The organism is Bacillus sp. GW823-FHT06A10, from assembly GCF_058795375.1.
Window position 1 is genome coordinate 2,347,996 of the sequence record NZ_JBXAHT010000001.1, and the last position, 21,729, is coordinate 2,369,724.

19 protein-coding genes, 1 pseudogene and 1 riboswitch are annotated in these 21,729 nt (G+C 34.9%); of the genes and pseudogenes, 3 read left to right on the top strand and 17 right to left on the bottom strand.

Going from position 1 to position 21,729, the window contains the following annotated elements; genetic code table 11:
* Nucleotides 1-328: 328 nt before the first annotated feature.
* The 5 genes from AC1Q8M_RS11945 to AC1Q8M_RS11965 all read right to left on the bottom strand — a co-directional run bounded on the left by AC1Q8M_RS11945 (nt 329) and on the right by AC1Q8M_RS11965 (nt 5,891).
* Nucleotides 329-1,273, bottom strand: coding sequence for an acetyl-CoA carboxylase carboxyltransferase subunit alpha (locus tag AC1Q8M_RS11945; RefSeq protein ID WP_000052084.1), 945 nt, complete (start codon nt 1,271-1,273; stop codon nt 329-331).
* Between the two features lie 32 nt (nt 1,274-1,305).
* Nucleotides 1,306-1,752 carry a MarR family winged helix-turn-helix transcriptional regulator gene (locus AC1Q8M_RS11950; RefSeq protein ID WP_002094076.1) on the bottom strand — a complete coding sequence of 149 codons (447 nt, stop codon included), beginning with the start codon at nt 1,750-1,752 and terminating at the stop codon, nt 1,306-1,308.
* Nucleotides 1,753-2,269: 517 nt separating this feature from the next.
* Nucleotides 2,270-4,126 (bottom strand): alpha/beta fold hydrolase, encoded by a 1,857-nt coding sequence (locus AC1Q8M_RS11955; RefSeq protein ID WP_098360712.1) that lies wholly within the window; start codon nt 4,124-4,126, stop codon nt 2,270-2,272.
* Between the two features lie 58 nt (nt 4,127-4,184).
* Nucleotides 4,185-4,751, bottom strand: a complete 567-nt coding sequence (locus AC1Q8M_RS11960) for a TetR/AcrR family transcriptional regulator (RefSeq protein ID WP_001072309.1) — start codon at nt 4,749-4,751, stop codon at nt 4,185-4,187.
* Nucleotides 4,752-5,126: 375 nt separating this feature from the next.
* Entirely contained in the window at nt 5,127-5,891 is a 765-nt protein-coding gene (locus tag AC1Q8M_RS11965; protein WP_065229047.1) for an SDR family oxidoreductase, read from the bottom strand.
* Nucleotides 5,892-6,059: 168 nt separating this feature from the next.
* Here AC1Q8M_RS11965 and AC1Q8M_RS11970 point away from each other — a divergent pair, with 168 nt between their 5' ends.
* Complete coding sequence (locus AC1Q8M_RS11970) at nt 6,060-6,500, top strand: Lrp/AsnC family transcriptional regulator (RefSeq protein WP_065229048.1); 441 nt, start codon at nt 6,060-6,062, stop codon at nt 6,498-6,500.
* 166 nt (nt 6,501-6,666) lie between these two features.
* On the opposite strand, the gene AC1Q8M_RS11975 is transcribed toward AC1Q8M_RS11970, so the two are convergent.
* Together AC1Q8M_RS11975 and AC1Q8M_RS11980 are read right to left on the bottom strand one after the other, a co-directional pair.
* On the bottom strand, nt 6,667-7,872 hold the full coding sequence (locus AC1Q8M_RS11975) for a M20 family metallopeptidase (protein WP_000501367.1): 1,206 nt from the start codon (nt 7,870-7,872) through the stop codon (nt 6,667-6,669).
* A gap of 88 nt (nt 7,873-7,960) precedes the next feature.
* A riboswitch (SAM riboswitch) is annotated at nt 7,961-8,062 on the bottom strand.
* 76 nt (nt 8,063-8,138) lie between these two features.
* Nucleotides 8,139-10,448 (bottom strand): AAA domain-containing protein, encoded by a 2,310-nt coding sequence (locus tag AC1Q8M_RS11980; RefSeq protein WP_141549490.1) that lies wholly within the window; start codon nt 10,446-10,448, stop codon nt 8,139-8,141.
* Nucleotides 10,449-10,559: 111 nt separating this feature from the next.
* Between AC1Q8M_RS11980 and AC1Q8M_RS11985 the strand changes: the two genes are divergently transcribed.
* Nucleotides 10,560-10,952 carry a VOC family protein gene (locus AC1Q8M_RS11985; protein WP_001145271.1) on the top strand — a complete coding sequence of 131 codons (393 nt, stop codon included), beginning with the start codon at nt 10,560-10,562 and terminating at the stop codon, nt 10,950-10,952.
* Nucleotides 10,953-11,201: 249 nt separating this feature from the next.
* Here the strand turns inward: AC1Q8M_RS11985 and AC1Q8M_RS11990 are convergent.
* A pseudogene (locus AC1Q8M_RS11990) lies at nt 11,202-11,389 on the bottom strand (hypothetical protein).
* Nucleotides 11,390-11,488: 99 nt separating this feature from the next.
* Between AC1Q8M_RS11990 and AC1Q8M_RS11995 the strand changes: the two are divergent.
* Entirely contained in the window at nt 11,489-11,620 is a 132-nt protein-coding gene (locus AC1Q8M_RS11995; protein ID WP_000416932.1) for a hypothetical protein, read from the top strand.
* A gap of 1,207 nt (nt 11,621-12,827) precedes the next feature.
* Here the strand turns inward: AC1Q8M_RS11995 and AC1Q8M_RS12000 are convergent.
* From AC1Q8M_RS12000 to AC1Q8M_RS12040, 9 genes are all read right to left on the bottom strand, one after another.
* On the bottom strand, nt 12,828-13,568 hold the full coding sequence (locus AC1Q8M_RS12000) for a YrrS family protein (RefSeq protein ID WP_098855386.1): 741 nt from the start codon (nt 13,566-13,568) through the stop codon (nt 12,828-12,830).
* Nucleotides 13,569-13,805: 237 nt separating this feature from the next.
* Nucleotides 13,806-14,240 (bottom strand): hypothetical protein, encoded by a 435-nt coding sequence (locus AC1Q8M_RS12005; protein ID WP_002094078.1) that lies wholly within the window; start codon nt 14,238-14,240, stop codon nt 13,806-13,808.
* Nucleotides 14,241-14,791: 551 nt separating this feature from the next.
* Complete coding sequence (locus AC1Q8M_RS12010) at nt 14,792-16,876, bottom strand: serine hydrolase domain-containing protein (RefSeq protein ID WP_090977659.1); 2,085 nt, start codon at nt 16,874-16,876, stop codon at nt 14,792-14,794.
* A gap of 93 nt (nt 16,877-16,969) precedes the next feature.
* Nucleotides 16,970-18,136: a serine hydrolase domain-containing protein gene (locus AC1Q8M_RS12015; RefSeq protein ID WP_072939515.1), complete on the bottom strand. Its 1,167-nt coding sequence runs from the start codon at nt 18,134-18,136 to the stop codon at nt 16,970-16,972.
* 375 nt (nt 18,137-18,511) lie between these two features.
* Nucleotides 18,512-18,817 carry a monooxygenase gene (locus AC1Q8M_RS12020; RefSeq protein WP_016512594.1) on the bottom strand — a complete coding sequence of 102 codons (306 nt, stop codon included), beginning with the start codon at nt 18,815-18,817 and terminating at the stop codon, nt 18,512-18,514.
* Between the two features lie 223 nt (nt 18,818-19,040).
* Entirely contained in the window at nt 19,041-19,391 is a 351-nt protein-coding gene (locus AC1Q8M_RS12025; RefSeq protein ID WP_033657524.1) for a DoxX family protein, read from the bottom strand.
* Nucleotides 19,392-19,720: 329 nt separating this feature from the next.
* A complete protein-coding gene (locus AC1Q8M_RS12030; protein ID WP_001048563.1) occupies nt 19,721-20,140 on the bottom strand; it encodes a MarR family winged helix-turn-helix transcriptional regulator in 420 nt (139 codons plus the stop codon).
* 479 nt (nt 20,141-20,619) lie between these two features.
* Nucleotides 20,620-21,018: a DUF1259 domain-containing protein gene (locus AC1Q8M_RS12035; RefSeq protein ID WP_000589730.1), complete on the bottom strand. Its 399-nt coding sequence runs from the start codon at nt 21,016-21,018 to the stop codon at nt 20,620-20,622.
* A gap of 336 nt (nt 21,019-21,354) precedes the next feature.
* On the bottom strand, nt 21,355-21,516 hold the full coding sequence (locus AC1Q8M_RS12040) for a hypothetical protein (RefSeq protein ID WP_029442740.1): 162 nt from the start codon (nt 21,514-21,516) through the stop codon (nt 21,355-21,357).
* Between the last annotated feature and the right edge of the window lie 213 nt (nt 21,517-21,729).

A 21,729-nucleotide genomic window follows, 5' to 3' on the forward strand; every position in this document is an offset into this window, starting at 1 on the left:
AATTACTTGATTAGGTTGATGGGCATGTGGCGGTACCCCATTGCCATCAACCTAAGCTTTTGTGATACCCCCCATAACGAAATTTTCACCTTTTTACAATTATTTATGAGAATTCAGCTCATTTTTTCGTTTTGGGGAACAATCAATTTCTTAAGTTGATGGGTATGTGATAATGCTTCCATTTGAACAAATTTTCCTTTTCCATACCGATCACACATCTTTTGTAGAGTAATAGTATCAGCATATCCCAGTTTAAGAGGTTACTTACAAAATATTTAAAATTTTTCCGCGAGAATCCTCCGAAATGTAATACGGACTTTAAATATTTTCATTTATAATTCTTTATTTGTCTATACTTTTCATACCGCTGTTGTATAAGCTCTTCTGAGGATAATAGTATCAATTTTTTTAGAGATAATTCGATTACAGATTCAATCATTTTTGCCTGTGATTTTATATCATTTTGTGCTCCACCTTTAATTTCAGGAATGATTTCATCAATAATTCCTAAATGTTTTAAATCTTTTGCTGAAATTTTCATATGTTCAGCAGCTTCTGGAGCATACTTAGCGTCCTTCCATAGGATAGATGCTGCTCCTTCTGGCGAAATCACCGAGTACCATGAATACTCTAACATATGGATATGGTTACCGACACTAATGCCAAGAGCTCCACCACTTGATGCCTCTCCAATTACAATACAAACAATTGGCACTTTAAGTGTAGTCATTTCAAATAGATTTCGAGCTATCGCTTCAGAAATTCCACGTTCTTCAGACCCTATCCCTGGATAGGCCCCTATTGTATCAATAAATGTAATAATAGGGCGATTAAATTTATCAGCTTGTTTCATAAGTCTTAGCGCTTTTCTATAACCTTCTGGATGTGCCATTCCAAAATTTCTTTCTATACTTTCCTTTGTATTTCTACCTCTTTGATGACCAATAACCGTAACGGGCATTCCTTTAAATTTTGCAATACCACCTATCATTGCTTTATCATCACCATATAATCGATCACCATGAAGTTCGAGAAAGTTTGTAAACAATAAAGGTATATAGTCCAATGTCGTGGGTCGGTTACGTAGCCTTGCAATTTGAACTCGTTGAAAAGGTGTAATATTAGAATAAATTTTATCTTGCATTTTATTTAAACGTTTTTCTAATTCATGAATTTCTGACGATAAATCTACATTATTTTCTTTCATAATTTTCTTTAATTCATCAAATTTCTCTTTTAATTCAATAATAGGACGTTCAAAATGCAAACTCATTTTATCCTCCAAATGTTATGACTTACCTCACTCTAATCAAAAGACTTAGAAATAGAATCAATAAATAATTCAAAACCATCCACAACTATTTTTTGTTCTGATTCTGATAAATTATTGAGAATACTTTGATAAAATGTAATGGATTGCTCTCTTAAGCAATTAACAGTTATGTGACCTTTTTCTGTGAGGTGCAGAAAAAGTTCTCTTCTATTTTTTTCATTTACTTCACGATAAACAAGCCCCTTTTTTACTAACTTATCTACCAATCTACTTACAGTTGAAGTCTCTAATCTAAGTTTATTGGATAGTTGCCAAACAGTTAATTTTTCCACCTCTAGTTCCTCTAACGCCATCATTTGAGAAGTTGGTAAAGGTTTTTCAAATGGTCCATTGGGCAAATTTTGAGATTCAAAAACCCCAGTTATTATAATCATTTTCTTAATATCCGTTCTTAGTTTTAAGGCATCTTCTCTTTTCAAATAGGTCACCCTCCTACAACTAATGTATCATACATCAATTGTATTATACATGAATATGTTTTTTTCACAAGCTTAACGTAAGCCAATATTACAACATGGACGAGATATTTCTTCTTGTTAAAATGGTATAAGTGGATTGTTTTCTACAAATGGCAGAACATCAATTATGTATCAGGGGCCTTTATGGGGTACCGCTCATCGCCATCAAGCTAAGAAAATAAAACTACCCAAAAACGAAATTTTGTGATAACTTGTAACAAAAAACTCATAATTTTTTGGGGGAATTCTACATTCTTAAGTTGATGGGCATGGGGTAGCACCACATCGCCATCAAGCTAAAATTTTATAGAACCCCCAGAACGAAATTTTGTACTATCTTGTAATAAAATGCTCATTTTTTCGTTTTGAGGTATTTGCGTTTCTTAGTCTGATAGTGATGGGGTGGGCCCCCACACAGTACGATTTTATTTCAAAAACACAACGATTTTACTACACACTTTTTATTTATCCCAAACTCTCATCTGCTAGTATTACTATTTTTCATTACTAATCTTGCCGTTTCACTCGGATGGCTAAGAGGAAAATGATGGCCATATGGAACAAAATCAACCTTACCAAGATACGATGGAGCAGAATAACCTCTGTCATAATCCCCCCAAATAATGTGAAGATTATACTTTGTTACTTCCTTGAAATCACCTTGATCTTTTTTCAGTAGTAAACTGTTAAGCTGAACCGTAGTATTTAAAATTCTAGGAGAAGTAAAACTGTTACTTACTTTTTCGATATAATGTTCAGGGATGCTCTCCATACTTTCAAACAAACCATTATTTAATAAATAACGCCCTATCAAATTAGGAGTTGCCAATTTTAATGTCCATTTGTTTATAAATTGGGGAACATTTAGCAATTTAGCATTTTTTTTAGCAACAGGTGGCTGAAGTAACGTAATTGAATACTTCTTATCTATGTACTCTTGTACCAATGCTTCCAGAAGAATAAATGCACCGAATGAATGGCCAATTAGATGTGCACCATTCGTAGCTTTCTCCAATAACTTTTTCACTACATTCAAATAGATAGCTAGAAGATTTTTCTCTTGTTTAAAAGGAGAACGTCCCAAACCTGGAAGATCCAAAATCCATACAGGTTGACCAGTTTTTTCATGAAGCTCTTGTGCTAAAGGAAATAAATCCTCTCCATCACTCAATAAACCATGTAATAAAATAAACGGTTTACCCTCTCCTTGTAATTGGTAAAGGGTATTGTTATCGCATAATGTTCGTTTAAATACATGATTATGCTGGCCATATTGATACATCATTCGATAATCCAGATCAGCTACTACGGCAGGGAAAAATTTCATTACACTCGTCTCCTTAAACCAATCTCCTCCCATAATTTTTTTCGCTGAAACATTTGAAAATTTTCGTTTTGTAATAAAATTCAGTCCATCAGAAGGAATTTTTGTTATTTTACTTACTCCACTATTCATAATTGCTTTCATAAGTGGCATTGGGACAGAGATTTTTGGTGCCCTCATATTCATACTTTCTGACATAATACTTAATAACTCAGCAATGTTCTGATCGTGCTGTTTGTCTTCAACAAGTGTATATGTTTGAATAGTCGGTTGCTCTAATCTGAAAACCTGCACAATAAACTTCGCAAGCTCATCGTTTGAAATAAGTGGTAACCTATATCCCTTACCTCCAGGAATCATTGGCATGAGCCCTCTTCGCATACTCATCACAAGCAAACCTAATCCTGCTATCTGCTCTGTACTCCCTGTTTTACTACTACCGACTACAGTTGGCGGATTAATTACAGAAAGCGGATAACCTACTGCTGATGCCTGCTGACGGATATAAAGATCTGCTAAAAATTTTGTTCTCTCATATGGATTTTTTATTTTCAAATAATTATTTCCTTCTTGAAACACATCAATTGCAATCTTGCTATTTTTATCATTAAAGGGACTCATATAACCTACAACATGAATAAATTGTTGCAAGCCCTTCAATTGATGAATACTTTTAGCTAAGTCACTAATATGTTTGGCACCATGTAAAAATACGGAAGCTGCCTCTTTACTTGTCGCTTGAATATCCATGGGGCCTCCTGCGTGAATAATCACATCCGTTTTCAATACCCTCTCCTTATCTTCAGCACTTAGACCTAAATCTATTTTCGTCAAATCACCTTCAATAAAGTGCATAACTTCCTTTTTTAAGTTTCCTCTTTCTTGAAAAAGGCGTATTGCTTTACTTTTCGACCTTACTAAAAGAAGAATTTTAACATCCTCTTTGGCTAATTCTTTCACTAATTGCTGTCCAATAAAGCCTGTTCCACCAGTTAAAAATACTGTTCTCATATAAAATCCCCCTTTTAGTACTAATCAGTACTAATTTGATTTAAAAAAAATGCTTCTTTTATCGAAGCAATTTTAAAAAATGATCTGCTGTTTTCGTGATTACAGTTGCATCCTTCAATGTTTCTGAAATAAATAACGCTCCTTCAAGATTTGTAATAAAAAGTGATGCAACCTCATCAATATGAATCGTATTTCTAAATTCTCCATTCTCTACCCCTTGTTTAAGTAATAGAGAAACTTTCTTTTGTAATCCTGTAAAAAAAAGACCTATTTTTTCTTTTATTTGCGTGGCCTGTTTAGGACTTTGAATATAAAGAGTAATAAATGGACAGCTCCCCTTATACTCTCTCGACTGAACTCCTTGTGATAATTGCTTTAAAAACAGTTGGATACGATCTTCAACTAAAAATTGGTTCTGAGAAAGTACGTCATCAATTGCAGATTGATACATTTCAATCCAATAATCAACGACCGCTTCTAATAATACTTCCTTATTAGAAAAGTGATAATACACATTAGACTTTGAAACTTTGCTTACACGTACTAATTCATCCATACTTGTATAAGCAAACCCTTTTTCTAAAAATAATGTTGCAGCTACTTCAATCACACGTTTTTGATTCATTAATTTTACCTTTGTCATAACTAGAACTATATAGTACTAATTTAAATATTACAAGTATTTATGTTAATTTAGAAAAAAGTTTGTTTAAAAAAGTTCCACTAACATTGATTTTACTGCAAAAAAAATCTTATTTTGAATAAAGTTGAACTGAACCCCGAAATTGTTAATTCACTATCGTCTAATAGAGGTCACCATACATACCCATCAACTTAAGAAAAAGAAATGCCCCCTTATTCAAGTTGCCTAGCCAAAAAATCACGTTTTAATAGACTTCTTTAGCATGCCTATCTTTCTATAAATTACCAGATATGAAACAAGGATCGTTTCATATCTAGTAATTTACTTGATTAGCTTGATGGGTATGGAGCAGTGCCCCTATAAACAAAACCCTCCAGAAACATCTAAAATCTGCCCTGTTATCCAGCGGCTATCAGCAGAAGCAAGGAATGCTACTGCATCTGCAATATCTTCAACTTGCCCTATTCGTTCGAACACAGATGAATTCGTAGCAAAATTTCGTATTTCCGGATCATCTAGCAATTTCGCATTTATATCTGTCTTCGTATATCCAGGCATAATTGTATTCACTGTTATACCTCTTTCTCCAAGATGTTTAGCTAGAGGAAGTGTCATCGTATTTAGTGCACCTTTACTTAAACCGTATGCAATGGACCCTGTAAAACCAAGTCTTACTTCCGCTGATGAAATGTTAATAACGCGCCCTTCTACTCGTAGTAACGGTAATGTTTGCTGAATTAAAAAGAATGGCGCCTTAATATTTACGGCCATAATTTCATCAAAAATTTCTTCTGTCGTATTTTCAATCGTCCCTTGTGTACCTATCCCTGCATTGTTTACTAAAATATCAATCTCTGATGTACCAACTCTTATTTGTAATTCATTCTTCAATTGTTCTACTAACTGTTTGACACCATCCATTGAATTGAGTTCTGCTTCAATTAAAAACGCTTTTCCTCCATTAGATTCAATCTCACTAATTGTTTCATCTGCAGCTGCCTTATTTCGGCCGTAGTGAATCGCAACTAATGCACCGTCGTTTGCCAATCTCATCGCAATCGCACGACCAATTCCTCGACTCGCCCCTGTTACTAACGCTACTTTCCCATCAAGATTCTTCATATATTTCCAACCTTCCTAAATTCCCTTTTGATAAATCCTACACTTATATTTTCATGCAAAAACCAAACATTTTAAATACAGATTTATAGGTAATTTAGTTCGTTCACTTATGATATTATAGTTATAATTTGTGATTCACTTTAGAAAACATAATAAGGAGGCTACACAATGCAAAACGCTGTAAAATTGGATGAAATCGATCATAAAATTATGAACCTGTTATATGAAAATGCGAGAATTTCTGTTTCAGAAATAGGACGGATTATATCCATGACGCAACCTGCTGTAAAGGAGCGTATGAATAAACTTGAAGATCAGGGAGTTATAGCGGCTTACCGAACGAAATTTGAGCCTTCCAAAATTAATAAAAGCATTCAAGCATTCATCATGTTTAAAACGAGCCAATGCTCTGATTTCATCCAATATTGTAATGCCGCTCCTGAAGTAACTGATTTATATCGAATTAGCGGGGAATTTAATTATATGATGAAGGTCATGAGCGATTCGATGGATTCCCTCGCTGCATTTTTAGACTCGTTAATGCAATTCGGATTATCATCTCCTTTAATTGTTTTAAAGAGTGAGTTCGAGGAGAAATTGTCATTCTAATAAAGGGATACGTATTATCCTCACTAACAGTAAAATTTTCTCTTTCTTGAGAAAAACCAACAAAATCAATGACTAGCAAACAAAAAAGAACATTGATTTTTCAATGTTCTTTTTATATCTCTACTTATTAATTAGATTGCTCTTCGAAAAGAGCGCCTTAATCCCCTTACCCCTGATTCCTCTGTGCCTCCCTAAACTCCTCCTTCACCTTCTCTAACAACCCTTCTTCTGTAATTAATCGATACGCTGTATTCGCTAATGCTTTTGCCGATGTAATTAATGCTTTATCTCCTAGTTCTGAACGTGCTGCTTCTCTAAATTCATTCGTATGCGCAATTAAGTCATCTGGACCAATTTTAATGTACGGATGAATTGTCGGCACAACTTGGCTGACGTTTCCTGCGTCGGTTGAACCAATCCCTACTCTTTCTTTACGATTTACATCTTCACCTAATAGTTCTAGTTCTTCCGCTACGATATCGTTATATGTTTTTGTTACGAGTAATTCATCGATTTCATTTTGGAATTGATGGATTTTTACTTTTGCACCTGTTGCTAACGCTGCTCCCTCAGCAATGTTTCTTACTTTTTCTGTTACTTCCGCGCATCTCTTTCGCGTTGCTGCACGGATGAAGAACCTAGCCGCGGCATAGTCAGGAATAATGTTAGGTGCTTTTCCGCCTTCTGTAATGACGCCATGAATTCTCACGTCTGACGGAAGTTGTTGGCGAAGTGCGTTTATACCGTTATAGAGCTGAATAACCGCATCTAATGCATTAATCCCTTCTTCTGGTGAAGCTGCAGCGTGAGCTGTTTTTCCGTAAAAATGAAAATCAAGTGGATCGACTGCTAGTGAAGGACTCGTTGTCGCTGTTTTTCCGCTCGGATGAATCATAAGCGCCGCATCAATGTCTTTAAATAAACCTGCCTTTACATAACTTGATTTCGCGCTACCATTTGGCCCACCTTCTTCTGCTGGTGTACCAAACACGACAACTTCCCCGCCAATTTCTTCAAGTGTTTCTGATAATGCAATTGCTGCTGCAACGCTAATTGTGCCAATTAAATTGTGACCACACGCATGACCGAGTCCTGGTAAAGCGTCGTACTCCGCTAAAAATGCAATTGCCGGTCCTTGTTTTCCAGAACTTTTTCGCGCAATAAACCCCGTTTCATGTCCAGCTATATTGTGCTGCAACTGAAATCCTGCACTGCCTAGCAATAAACTTAACGTCCTAGATGCGTAAAACTCTTGGTTACCAATCTCTGGATTCGCATGAATATCATGACTTGTTTCTATGTACTTTTCCTTATTTCTTTCGATACTCTCTTCAATTGTTTTTCTTTGTGACGTTACTCCTGTCGCTCCCATTGTTCTTCCTCCTTTTATTTTCACGTAAAAAAGCCTCTTTCTAAAAGATAGAAAGAGGCTTCTGTATATACAGTCAAAATGAGCTTCTTTCTTATCTTTCAAGTTACCTTGCTGGAATTGGCACAGTATTCATAACGAATCCGCTGCCGAGGTATCATAGGGCCAGTCCCTCCACCTCTCGTGATAAGAATTTTCATAAAATTATATTAAATTATTTTTTATTCTAAGTTCATTCCAAGTAAAAGTCAAGGAATTCCTATCCGAATTTACCGAATATCTAAAAATCCTTTTAATACACCAATTGTCTCAGGTGCTTGCAGTCTTGCACATACGTACGGAAATTCCGTACTACCTTCAAATATCATTTGAGATGTAAGCGGTGCGCCTGCCCAGAAGATTTCATCATCAATTACTAAGAATGGGAATGCTTTATTTTGTCTTTGTAACTTTACATTTTTCAGCGGAACTGGTCCATCACTATAAACTGTTATTTGTGCATTTGTACGCATTAACGCTTGCCATACTCGTTTATCTACTTGTTTCGTACTTGGCAGTGAAATAATAATTTTTCGTTTTGCGGCTAAAATATCTTTTAATAGCCCTTTCGGCTCTTCAAGATTCATTTCCATAAACCAGCGTAAACGTTTCGAAATTTTCCGTTCCCACAATTGTCTTGATGTCGTGCGATCATACACATCTCCGTGACGTTCTATATGAGCTGTTAATTGTGATAACGCTTGTTTTCTAGAAAGATTTTTACGCATATAATGGCAATCTGATAATTGAATGAACTTCCCTCTCGCCCTTGTCACTGCTACATTGACGAGGCGATGATTTTTATGGTCAAAGAATAACACGCCAGGTCGTTCTTGCGGATAACTGTCAACCGTATCAAAGATCATCATATCTCTTTCAGAACCTTGAAACTTATGAACTGTCGCCGCTAAAACTGGTATGTTTTGATATTTCGTTCTCTGCAACATTTCTCTAATATACGTCGATAAAAAGCGTGACTGCGCCCTGTAAGGTGTCACAACACCAATCGACTGAACACCGTCTAACAATCCGATTAACATCATTTGCATCGCTACTAAACCAGACATAATGTTAAAACGGGAACCAGAAGCAGCATCTTTTAACGAAAAAGCTCCCATTTGGCTCGTATCAAATAAAACACTCGCTTCATTTGCGAACGGCTGCAATTGCGCAAGTTCTTTACGCTCTGAAACAGACGGATGATCGTATACTCTATTTTTATAAATAAACGAATTCGTAAACTTCGATATATCCGCATGCATACGTCTTTGTTCCTGCAACATAAATAGGTTTGGGTGTGCTTCTGATTTATTAACAGACTCAACAATCCCAGCATGGTAAAACATATCTTCCCCAAGCCATTTGCGAACGAGTTCATGGTTCGCCATCGCAATTGGAGGTAACTGTAAAAAGTCACCGCAAACGACGATACGTTTCCCAAGTGAAGCAGCTAATGCGATTTGCGGAACGAACGCCATACTCACTTCATCTACGACAACTAAATCGAATGTACGCTCATAAATAAGTGAATCAATGGCACATTTCGATAAAGTTGCACCAATTACTTTCGCATTTTCAATATATTCTTTTTCTATTTCTTTAATTTTCGCCTTTTGCTTTCGAAGCTCACTTTCAATCTCTTGTATACGCTTCTTATCAGCAGATGTTGCTTTATACGATAAGATTTTTTCACGAAGATCTTGGCGTGTCTCTTCTAAGTAGAGTCTTTCCTCACCCCATGATCCGTTCGTCGTTTCAACTAATTTCGATGCAAGTAACGTTTCATGATTTCGTATATGTTCATGCTGACTATAACCGTAACGAACAATTTCGCCAGGCGTCCATTTCTTTTTCTTTTCAATTTGCTTCGTTACTTCACTCATTAATACGTCTACTGCCGCGTTACTATGAGCTAACACAAGTACCGATTTTCCTTTTTGATAATGAGCCGAAATAATACGTGATAAATTGTAAGACTTCCCTGTTCCAGGTGGTCCCCATACGTACGTTGTCGGATTGTAAAATGCGCGATATGCCAGTTCATTTTTCGGATTTTTCATCTTCTCAATATGTTTCGGACTGCTCGTCCCATCAACGAGACGCTTTATACGATTACGTTTTAGCTTATCTTTACGTGCTTCTTTCAATCGCTCTTGCAGTTGCTCTAAAAGTTGCCACGGTTCACTGTATAAAACCGCTTCTCTTATTTCACCTTGTATATAATCATTTAATTTCAGTTCTATTTCTAATCCATGTACAGATAATACTTCTCCTGTCGCTTCCTCACCATCGAACTCAATTCGAATTGGTGAACCTTCAGGTAAGCTTACTTCCGAAATAAGCTGAAATACATACACTGTATTCTCATAATCTGTATATAAAAAACGACCGTTCATGATAGAAATTTTACTACCACCTATCGTTTTCCAATGTTTAATTTCATATGCTAATGCATAATGCCACTCTTTCATCGTTTCTGATAATGAAGGAGCTTGAGTAGGTGTATTCATCGTATAATCTCCTTCCTTCTCCCCAAACATACTTTCTCACTATACCATACAACACGCTAAAATTTGTAAGGTTTTTATCTTGCTTATTTTCTTAATTTTCAATAATATATTGTATATAATTTTCAGAAAGAAGGAATCTACATGCCAGTTAGAAGAATTGAACACGTAGGACTTATGGTTGCAAACTTAGAAGCATCTATCTCATTTTATGAAGAAGTAGTCGGCTTACAGCTCCTTCAACGTATGGGGCACCCGAATCCAGACTTAAAACTCGCTTTTTTAGGTGTGGAAGAATCGAAAGAAACGATACTCGAATTAATTGAAGGCTACAATTCTTCCTTGCCAGCAGAAGGAAAAGTACATCACATTTGCTTTAAGGTAGATTCATTAGAAGATGAAATCGAGAGACTAAAGAAACACGCAGTAACCTTTTTACTAGGAGAAGAAATCGAAACATTACCAGATGGAACACGTTACATATTCTTCGCTGGTCCTGATGGGGAGTGGATTGAGTTTTTTGAAACGGAGAGATAATCTGAAGAGACTTTTTACTTCAATAAAGTATAATAAAAGCCGTAGGAGTTTAATGCCTACAACTTTGTAAAAGGATCTTGATTCACTATAAAATATCCTCTATAGGTTTATTCTTAAAATTTACTTTTAACTTGATATTGATGTGACGTAACCTTAAATATGTAGAAATTTAAAAAGCCCCCTAATATTGTTAAAGGGGCTTTACTCATACGAATGATAATTTTTATAAATAATTGCTAAATAGTGAATTTACATAAATGCTTTTAGAAGCTCTTGAACTAATGGGATTGCTCCACCTATAAATTTTAAAACTGCCATTGCGATTTCCATATTATTTCCTCCTCTTTTGTTAGTACTGGGATGTGATTAAACTTTATACACTTATTATAGTAAACGCTTACATTTGTAACAATACATTTCTGTATGCAATATTGCATATTTATACGTTTTGACAATATTTGACCTCTATTAGCCATTCTTTAATGGTACCATAACGAAGTGAGAGTCTTTAAGGGTTCGCCTTAATAGGAGGAAATATGGAAAAAGTTCAAGATATTTACAGTAATATAAAATTTAAGAGTTGGTTTAAACAAGTATTAGCTGTAGGAGGAATATTAGGATTCTGCTACTTGGTGTTATATGGTTTCTGTTTTTTAGTTGATATGTAAATATTATACAGCTACACTAGTGGAGTCTTGCCTACAGAGGTAAGACTCTTTTATTGTACTTGAGATGAACAAACTACATACAATAGTTTTCAGGTTCTTCAGATTTCTCTATATGTTTCCTTGTTCCTCTATGTTCTAGACCCACTATTTCCTATCATTGAAAATAAATAAACTTCCGTTTATATTGAACATACAATTTTATTGATGAAAAATGTCTTTTTACTAGATACATATTAAAAAGAAAAGTATAAGTTTTATTCCATTTCGGTACAATCTTTTTATCTTTGAAAAGGACTTAAATCTTATTAATAGATTTGAGTCTTTTTGTATACGCCCATTTCTATATAACCATATAAATATAATATATTAAAAATAATTTAAATGCAAGAATACTTGTAGAGGAAGCGCCAGCACTTCGGAAAAAACAAGCTAAGCCAAAAAATACAATAAGCTGCCCATATGGACAGCTTATTTACATAATTTTCTTTATGGGAAATATACTTAAGGCCATTTTTAACTTAATAGGAGTCTAATATCTCAAGTTTCTTAGCTAATACCCAGCTATTTAGACCTAAATATGCATAAATATTGTAATAAAAATAATTCCGGTTTCTCAGTGTTTCCTATAATCTTTTAATATCTTCATAGAATATAGGCCAACCTTGCATTAAGATATTATATATATATTTCTTACTACAAATATGGACGGTATTATCCTTGTTGCAGTTTTAATTTTAATCAAGTCTATTGTAATTACACAGATTGAAATATCTATTCAATTTCAAAAATAGTAAAGTAAAGGAAATGTATATGAAAAGATCACTTGTCTTAGAAACAAGTGATCTTTTCATTAGATATACTGCAACTTGCTAACAGCAGGTAATTGTTATCCTATTCATCTGTTCAATAGATATTATAATACATTTTTTAGTTATATAGACGAAATTGTTTCTAATGAAATGAGACCAAAAATATTTCAAAAGGTACCATAAATTATTTAGTGCTTTAAAAATGCAATTTTGAACCTTTCGAAGCACTAAATCAGGTAGATTTTAATAAACTTCAAACTTTGTCTGCATCAGGATCTCACAATTGAGCCTGAGTAATTAATGCTGTCAACATAACAAAAAGAGTCCTGATTGAAACAAACTCTTTTATAAGTTTTTACAAGTATAAACTTTTAAACATATAATTACATTTCTATTCTTTATTTTACCACTTGTACAGATGCTGGTTTCCAACCTTGATTCTCTACCCAATCAATATTAACCTTATATTTTTTATTACTTTGTTTATCTCGTACATTACCGTAGGCTTTATTATTACCATTATTTCCAATAAAATCGAAAATCAATTGGCTCTCTGGAACATTAACAGCATAAGAGATTGCTTTTTTCATCTCACTCCAATCTACTGTTCCTTCTTTAAATTTCATTTCAGGTTTTGCTCCTTGCTCTGTACCAATTGGCTTCCATGAAGGATTAGTTTGAGAATCCTTTTCTTGAGATACCGTTTTTTCTTCCTCTTTATTTTCATTTCCGCTCGTTTTTACCGATTTTTCTACTTTTTGTTTCCCTTCTAACTGTGCTGCTTCTTTATCTTCAGTTTTCTTCTCTTGTATCTTTGCTGTTTCTTTATCTTCAGTTTTCTTCTCTTCTATCTTTGCCATTTCTTTATCTTCAGTTTTCTTCTCTTCTATCTTTGCTGTTTCTTTATCTTCGGTTTTCTTCTCTTCTATCTTTGTTGCTTCTTTATCTTCAGTTTTCTTCTCTTCTATCTTTGTTACTTTCTTTTCTTGAGCAATTGCTTTCTTTGATGTATTAGAAGGGGTAAACAACTGGTATGTCACTATACCAACTGTCACTAATACCAAAGTAAATGCAATATTAAAAATTGCCTTTTGACGACGATTCTGTTGTTTTTCTTGAAATCTGCTTACTTGTCCCATTCTTCAAACCTCCGTTTTTACTTTCTCCTCTACTCTTTATGTATTATCCCTAAAATTCTTAATATTTTTATTAAACAATAGAAATAAACTACACTTTCCATACAGGATTTCATATCATAATATAATTTGTGTTTTTTCAAGTATCTGACATATGTTATTCAAAATAGTTTAATACATTAAAAATTGATAAGCTTCTGCACTTAAGAAACCTTCAATTTTATTCAAAGGTGATTCCAATTACGTCCACATTAGATCTCCTGTAGAAAGCTTTTTAACAATTAAGCCTCTTCTTCCCTTATTTATAATTTTTAAATTAAATTTCCCTCTATAGTATAATAAAGATGTTTCGTTTTCTAATGGGGTATGTCGTAAAATCAAAAGAGATTTTATCTCTTTTACCTTCTTTTCAGAGTAAATTTCACCACTAGGAAATTCTATTATTCCTAATGTAATCTTTAATTCGCTCTCATCAAAAGTCCACTCTTTATTAAGTTCTCTTATCTTTTGTATAAAGCTTCTTTTGGTTTGTCCTATATAGAGCAATGTTACATTCTTAGCATATACTCTAGAGATTGCAAATATCCCCTTCTTAGAAGCTTCTTCCCTATTATAAAAGTCATTTATACTATACATGCCATACCACTTAATATGTACTGTTTCTATGAATCTCACCTCGTTTTTAGACAATATTATAATTTCTGAATGTTCAAATTATTATAGGTACATATGCTTGATTACTTGAATTATAAATTGTGCTTTTCAATAATACATTTTATTATTACTAATTTCAATAATGAAGAAAAAATATAATACTATAGTTTAATTACAAAGCTATATAAAAAACAAAGTGATGTCGTGCCACATATTTTCTTTTTTTACAATATCAAACTATCGTGAACAAAATTTTAAAAGTTATGGAATGAAAATACAATGTGTATGTACATACATTTCTATTAATTGAAGAAACCTTCTTAATTGAGGTCGTACCCCAATTAAGAAGAAAAAGAGTAGAAATTTAATCTCTCTACGCTGTTAAAATTATTCAACTCCCAAAAAACTGTACATCTTCTAGAGATACTAATTTTCTAGTTTTGATGTTTTTATAGTGCTTGAGAGTGATATTATTCAAGTTTTTTCATTGAGAATGCATAAATACAAACAAAACCAGTAATACATCTTTTCTGTACCGTACTGGTTTTGTTTAAGATCATCTTAAATTATAGCTAGTTCACCGAGATTGCAAATTCCGATTTCGGTGCCCCAGCGAATACGATTGTTCCGTTCTTCGGAAGTTCCACCTTGTTATTGCCACTCACAATGGTGAAGTTGACGCAAACTCCCTTCTCATCATACACCGCAAATGAACCATTTGATGGCAGCGTTACGGTCATCCTTTTGTCTGTTGCCGCTTGTGGAATTGTAAACCATTTCGCATGTCCATTTGCATCCAACGTAACTTTGGATGATTGGCCTACATCAATTGGTTTTACATTAGATTCACTTACGTATAACAATCCAGCCATCTCCATATATTCATTGCCGCCTTCTGTATAGAAATGCGTTTCCGTCGTATCACGACCATTCATCACGGGTACTTGGATCTGATGCACCGCGGTGTTCGGACCTGTAATTTTTCTGCCATCCCAATAGCCTGCTGGGCCTTCCTTGCGAGTAATTTGAGTACTAAGAAGTTTCGGTTGAACGAGATATTGAATAGAACTAAATTTCTCGTTCACAAGATAAAACTTGACACCTTCCCTCTTTGCCCATGCAGCAGCGGTTTTCTTCGAAAGCACGTTGTCTTCTAGTTTCTCAGCTAAATAGTGGGTCATCACACTTTGCCCTAAACCTGGATGCGATTTATATGCGCTCTCCTTCAAATAAGTTCTTCCATTCTTCTCGGTTACGAAGTTGAGCTTGGAAGTACCCCCCTCATTAATAAAGCTTCCATCAGCAGTATATACATATTTTTCTTGTGGATTAGATGGTAAGAATAGTTCACCGTTCTTCGTAATTTCAATCTTGAAATGAGTTTCGCTATTACCATAAAATCCAGCTTTCTTTGCTACGCCTTGAGGCATTTTGACTTTGACCGGCTTGCCAAAGGATTTGTTCGGCTTGATGTCCTTAATAGTACCTTTTTCTTTAAGCGTGGCGAGTAGCAATTCAGTTGCCATTAGTTGATTTGTAGAGCTCCGTCCACCAGATGACAATACAGCCGCTGCTATTTTCTGTTCCGGAAGCACGACTAATATAGCATGTTGCAGTGCCGTATCGCCGCCCTTAGTCAAAGCTTTGATCCCATATTCACTGAATGGGTATAGTTTCACACTATCCCAGCCAAGACCATAGTTAAAAATATTATCACCATCCCCCGGCCACATTCCTTTTTTATATTCATCTTGCTCCATCGCCTTGACTACCTTATCAGAGAGGATTCCTTTTCCCTGTCCCATAAATAGTTGTGAGAATCGCACCATATCTTCTGCCGTAGAAGATATGCCTCCCGTACCAATAACATTCACCGATTCAATTGGAAGTTGTCCTTGGTACGCCGGGAAATATAGTCCAGCCCGATTTTCATCCCTCCATTTGTCCTGCGGCGTTTTCGTATGATTCATCTTTAAGGGTCCTGTAAAGCTTTGATGTAGATATTCGGTAAAGCCCATACCACTAACTCTTTCCACCAAAATTTCGGCCAGCGTAAAGCCATCGTTACAGTATACCGAGAAAGCACCAGGGTCCGCCTTCAAGTTTTGATTTGACAATTGTTGTAACAAGGTATCATGGGCATAGGTATCATTATCGTTAAATAAAAATGCATTACCTAACGTAGAACCTTGCAATCCAGAGGAGTGGTTCAATAACATACGTGGTGTAATACGTTTATATCGACCGTCTTTCATCTTAAAATCAGGAACATAGCGGACAACAGGAGCATCTAAATCGACTTTTCCTTCATCGACCAATTTCATTACAGCCGCTGTTGCATACATTTTACTGACTGAACCAATCCCATATTGAGTATCTTTGGTTAGCGGCTTTTCCCCTTCCAAATCATTCTTGCCAGCCTGACCCGACAAAATAAGTTTTCCATTATCAATTAGCGCATACTGCACGCTATTCGCTTCATAAGACTTTGTAAGTAGCTCCGCCTTCTCTGCTGCAATCTTCTTCAGTTCCTGACTAGCTACTTCTTCACCAGTTACAACTGTAGTCTCACTTTCAGAAAATGCTTTCACTCCTGTTGGTAGAATCATAGTTACCGCTAATGCAGTGGCTAACACACCAGTTAGCTTATTTTTCATCACGGAATTACCTCCTTAGATAAGTGACCGTTTTCATCATTTGTTTGTTCCACTATGAAAATATGATAAAATTTATCCGTTCTCCTCTTTGACCTACTTGCTAAATTCAGCAAGTAAAATATTTTTAAAAGGATCAGGACTATCAGCTTTAATACTGTTTAAATTGACGGCCAATGTATGCTTGCCTCCAAGTGTGCCCCCAGCAAAAGTTAAAAAGCCAGGAATGGTTCCTCCATGCCCCCATATCGATTCACCGTTTGAAAGCTTCATTTTGAAAATTCCAAGCCCGGAATCGCCAAGCTCATCTACTCCTGTAGGGACTGTTGTAAGCATTTGCTTTAGTTGCTGTTCTTTCAATAATTTGCCCCCAAGTAAATAAGAAAAGAATTTGTTTAAATCATCAGCTGTAGAAATCATATCTCCGGCCGAGCTCCCCATACTTGGGTTATAATAAGTAACATCTTTCGGCTCACTTGCTCCGTCTAATTGGATATATCCACGGGCATGCTTGGTTCCTGGAATGACGCTTGAATTTCCAGGTAAGAATGTATTCGCTAATTCAAGTGGTTCAATAATTCGATTTTCAATCTCTTCCGCATAGCTGTTCCCAGTTACTTTTTCAATAAGAATTCCTAGTAATACATATCCTGTATTTGAATACGACCAGCTCTTTCCTGGAGCAAAATCTGGAGGCATGGATATTCCCATCTTTACTAATCCTTCAGCAGTATAGGATTTTTTTGTATCCATCATATTAAAATCCTTTGACCTTGTGTAATTAGCGATACCACTTGTGTGATTCAATAATTGCCGGATAGTAATTTGTTTATCATCATATCCATTCCCTTGAATGACACCAGGCAACCATTTTTCAATAGAATCGTCTAGATTTAGGCGGTTTTCTCCTGCTAATTGAAGCACAACTGTTGCAGTGAACGTCTTTGTCACGCTGCCAATCCGAAAACGAAAATCTGTTTTCATTGCTTTCTTGTTACTCAGATCAGCTACACCAGCCGCATAACTCCATGTTTTTCCACCCTCAGAAGTTTTAGCAAGTATCCCTGGATATCCAAGTTTCAATGTATCCCGCATGGCCTCTTTGACGGAATTTCGATTTCTTTGGTTGCTTGTTTGTAACGAACTAGATACATTTTGAATGGACTCCGCTTTTACACTTGAGGTTGGAGTTGTATAAAACAGGGAACCTCCAGTTATTAAAAGGGCTAAACCTGTACATGTAATTTGACGATGCTTTTTCATCAAAATAATCCTCTCCCCTATTCATATTGTATAAATGGTTATTTGCTGTTTGGAACTAATCACACAGCTTTCTTCTTAACCCACTGCAAAAGGACGACATTGAATCTGTAATGTCTCTTTTCCTCCAAACAAGTCTTATTAATTGATTTGTTTTTTATAGAAATATATAGTATTTTTCTCCTCTCACTCTTCTTTCCATTTTCATCTTACACAAGGAAAATCTCTTTTTTCTTACCTCTTCCTTACAAATTCCTTACGTTCAAAATCACTTTTATAATTGATTATTTTTTATGTGAGCCCCCTTACCATCAATTTAAGAATTAAAAAAAGAGGGGATTATCCCCCTCCTTTTTACGCTTGCTCCAACTGTCGAAATTATTTAATATACCCACGATTCAGTTCCGTTAATTTTTCATTGATGTTAAAAATTCTTACTCTAATATCTTTAACACCAGCTGCTTCAAGTCTGCTCTTGTGCATTTCCGCGTATTTTTCAGCATCTTGTTTTTCTTCAAATATATAAATGCCTCCAGCTTCTTTTGTTTCTTCATTCTCAGTCCATATTTTCCAGTGGAATCCTTCTTCTTCGTTAATACTATTTGCTAAATCCCAAAATCCTTTTTCCATTTCTTCACCAAAAGGACCTTCAAACGGAAAATCAACTTGTAATAAATATGCCATTTTCACTCACTCCTATTTTTAATATAAAATTCATCGGGAATTCCTTTGTATAAAAATTCTTCCCATTCTTTTACTGATTATGATCCGAATGATCGTAATGTCTAAATTCGTATTGCTATTATTATTCAAGCACTAATTGGAGAATCCCCCTATTTGTAACATAATCACAAAACGATAGTAACTTGAACGCATAAAGTGAAAGTTTAATAGTTTTCAGTTATGTTTAAAAAATGTGATACAAACTTATCCCTAAACTAAGGACAAACAAAACAAGTGCAGGTATTGCTTTCTTAAAGGGATCTCTCGCTAATACAATTAGAGTTAATGCGGCTGCAAGCATCGTACCGCCTAATAACAATCCTGCTAATAAAGCTACTGTTGGAATCCAAATTCCTATCAACATTCCAATCGCTCCTACAATCTCAAAAGCTCCAGTTAAGAAATTAAAAAACGAAGGTAAACCAAATCGTTTGAATTCATCTGCCATTTTCCCGGATATAATTTTCGTTCCTGTCATTAAAAAGAACAGAAACAACACTACTTTTACAATATTGATGAAAATTAAAATAGTAATCACACCTTTCTTATTATTTGATAAAAACTCAGTATTGTTCAGGTAGTAGTCACTACCTTTACCCTATTTCCTGAGATTACCCGTATGGAAGTCGCTTCAATTTACATTACCCTTCTCAATATTAAAGGGCCGAAAATTATATATGCTATAGCATATATAATACAAAAATTTGACTGGTACTAGGCAAAAAAGTGACCCTGAATCAGATATCATACAAAATAAAGTTATCTTCCCATTCGTCCAAACAAAAATTATATGCTATAGCATATGTAATACCTAAAACAAAGTTTGTTCCTTATGAATAGCGTAGCATCAATAAGGAACAAATATTAATAGTGTGTATCATACAATTTGTTTAATAACGATTGTAATACTTTAATTTCTTCCTCGCTCAAATTACTCGTAACGAAATGGTGAGCGTCTTTCACTACAGGCAAGATTGTTTTCTTTAACTCGTCACCTTTTTCAGTTAAAAATAGGTTATGTGAACGCCTATCTTGGTCATTCAAAGCCTTCTTTACAATCCCTTTTCTCTCCATTGACTGTATCATTCTAACAACAGTAGTTTGATCTTTATCAATAGCTTCCGCCAACTCTTTTTGAGTAGTGCTCCTTTGGCTACAAAGAACACTAATAATCCCCCACTGCTCTGGCGTAACTCCATAAGGCTTTAATTTCTTCGTAAAATAGTTGGTCATTTTCACATCAGTACGATGAACAAGATAGCCTATTAAATCATGTAAGTTCATATATCACCTCTATAAATTAAGATATAAAAGGATATAGCATACCAGTCAATCATTCACAATGAATGTATTTGTTTCACCATATATATGCTATGGCATATATATATATTAAAGTAGATTATTTTAATTGTCAAATGATTTACCTATTATTTTTCGAAAACAAAAACGTCCCCTTAGATTATAGAAGGAATGACTAATTTGACGTATTTCTCTGGCGATTTCTCCCCTGTCGTTTTATGATATGCTAATAACATTTGATAAAATATGGTATATACGGACAGTCAAAAACTTTTAAAGATACCTCGTCCAGTTTTTGCTGTTGCAAGATAAACAGCATATAATCCGTTAACCACCCACATTAGTAACGAAAACATAAAGAAAAGGCATTCCAAATATGAAACACCTTCTTTCGTTTTATAAAACCATCCAACACGCTGAACTTTTCAATTTAATATAATCACTCGTTTAACTAAAGAAATTGATTACGTGCATAACGCTCTTCTCACTTTTCTTGCAAAATTTAGTGGATCATCAACGTCTTCGATATTAACGTAAATCAAATTTGGATCATCACATAACCACTCATTGTGTATAGACGAAACGATTATTCCTTGTTTAATAATTGTCGCCACAAATTCAGTGACTTCTTTTTGTAAGAGTGCTACTCGGCCTAGGCATAATGCCCGTCCAGTTTTATTGTCTCGTGATTCGAATGAAAAGGAAGTTGTTACTCTAAAACGTTTTCCTAAGATTGTTGCTCGTATTTCATCCCTGTTTATTGTTGCCACGCATTTCCCACCGGCGAATCCTTCTTGCCCGCCGATAATTCTTGCAAACTGTTGACAAATTAATTCATCATTAAACGCCATACCTTTAATCATCCCCCCTTTTACTGTTAAGTTATGAATGAATACATAGGTCTGAAACGGTAATGAATCTAATCTATTAAAAAAATGATGGCAATCTACCGAGAGCTATTAGCTCAATTATTCTTGATTATTTAAATTAACTCGGCTATATATGTTAAGACATTTTTAAAGAGCGTAAAAAAAGACACCCTAAGGTGCCATCCTCCGACTTGAGAATCGTATCTATGTATGGAGAAATTTAGAAAAGACAAATACAAAAGGGAAGATTCTAACTATAATTTATAGAGCTCTTATGCCATGAATTACTTGCATATTTCCTTATTTACCAGAAGAAGAATCTCAATTACTTTATTTTCTGATCAGTCTCGTTAAAGCCATCCCAAGAAATCCAGCGCCCATTCCTATTAGCCATCCAGTTTGGGCATTACCTAACATAGATCCTACTCCTCCACCAAGGAACATACAGCCAACGAATACTAATCCTCCAATTCCCCAATTCGGCCGTTCCATAATTCAATCACATCCTTTCAATAAAATATATGCGATTAGCTCCCTCAACTTTCTTCCATAGGATAGTTCATTATTTTACTTAGGTTTAGCACTTCAGGGCATTCAAAAGATGCGAAGCTTGAGTCATTTATATAGATTGTAGAAGTATGGAGATTTTCCACATTTTAAAATAGTAAAGTATAAACATGAAAAAACTCCTAACAAATTTTGTTA

Bases quoted from the DNA above. Each gene is read 5' to 3' on its own strand.
- AC1Q8M_RS11985 (WP_001145271.1), top strand. From the start codon at position 10,560: ATGCCAGTTAGAAGAATTGAACACGTAGGACTTATGGTTGCAAACTTA.
- AC1Q8M_RS11945 (WP_000052084.1), bottom strand. From the start codon at position 1,273: ATGAGTTTGCATTTTGAACGTCCTATTATTGAATTAAAAGAGAAATTT.
- AC1Q8M_RS11955 (WP_098360712.1), bottom strand. From the start codon at position 4,126: ATGAGAACAGTATTTTTAACTGGTGGAACAGGCTTTATTGGACAGCAA.
- AC1Q8M_RS11995 (WP_000416932.1), top strand. From the start codon at position 11,489: ATGGAAAAAGTTCAAGATATTTACAGTAATATAAAATTTAAGAGTTGG.
- AC1Q8M_RS12010 (WP_090977659.1), bottom strand. From the start codon at position 16,876: ATGAAAAATAAGCTAACTGGTGTGTTAGCCACTGCATTAGCGGTAACT.
- AC1Q8M_RS12035 (WP_000589730.1), bottom strand. From the start codon at position 21,018: ATGATTAAAGGTATGGCGTTTAATGATGAATTAATTTGTCAACAGTTT.
- AC1Q8M_RS12000 (WP_098855386.1), bottom strand. From the start codon at position 13,568: ATGGGACAAGTAAGCAGATTTCAAGAAAAACAACAGAATCGTCGTCAA.
- AC1Q8M_RS11960 (WP_001072309.1), bottom strand. From the start codon at position 4,751: ATGAATCAAAAACGTGTGATTGAAGTAGCTGCAACATTATTTTTAGAA.
- AC1Q8M_RS12020 (WP_016512594.1), bottom strand. From the start codon at position 18,817: ATGGCATATTTATTACAAGTTGATTTTCCGTTTGAAGGTCCTTTTGGT.
- AC1Q8M_RS11975 (WP_000501367.1), bottom strand. From the start codon at position 7,872: ATGGGAGCGACAGGAGTAACGTCACAAAGAAAAACAATTGAAGAGAGT.
- AC1Q8M_RS12040 (WP_029442740.1), bottom strand. From the start codon at position 21,516: ATGGAACGGCCGAATTGGGGAATTGGAGGATTAGTATTCGTTGGCTGT.
- AC1Q8M_RS11965 (WP_065229047.1), bottom strand. From the start codon at position 5,891: ATGAAGAATCTTGATGGGAAAGTAGCGTTAGTAACAGGGGCGAGTCGA.
- AC1Q8M_RS11980 (WP_141549490.1), bottom strand. From the start codon at position 10,448: ATGTTTGGGGAGAAGGAAGGAGATTATACGATGAATACACCTACTCAA.
- AC1Q8M_RS11970 (WP_065229048.1), top strand. From the start codon at position 6,060: ATGCAAAACGCTGTAAAATTGGATGAAATCGATCATAAAATTATGAAC.
- AC1Q8M_RS12015 (WP_072939515.1), bottom strand. From the start codon at position 18,136: ATGAAAAAGCATCGTCAAATTACATGTACAGGTTTAGCCCTTTTAATA.
- AC1Q8M_RS12030 (WP_001048563.1), bottom strand. From the start codon at position 20,140: ATGAACTTACATGATTTAATAGGCTATCTTGTTCATCGTACTGATGTG.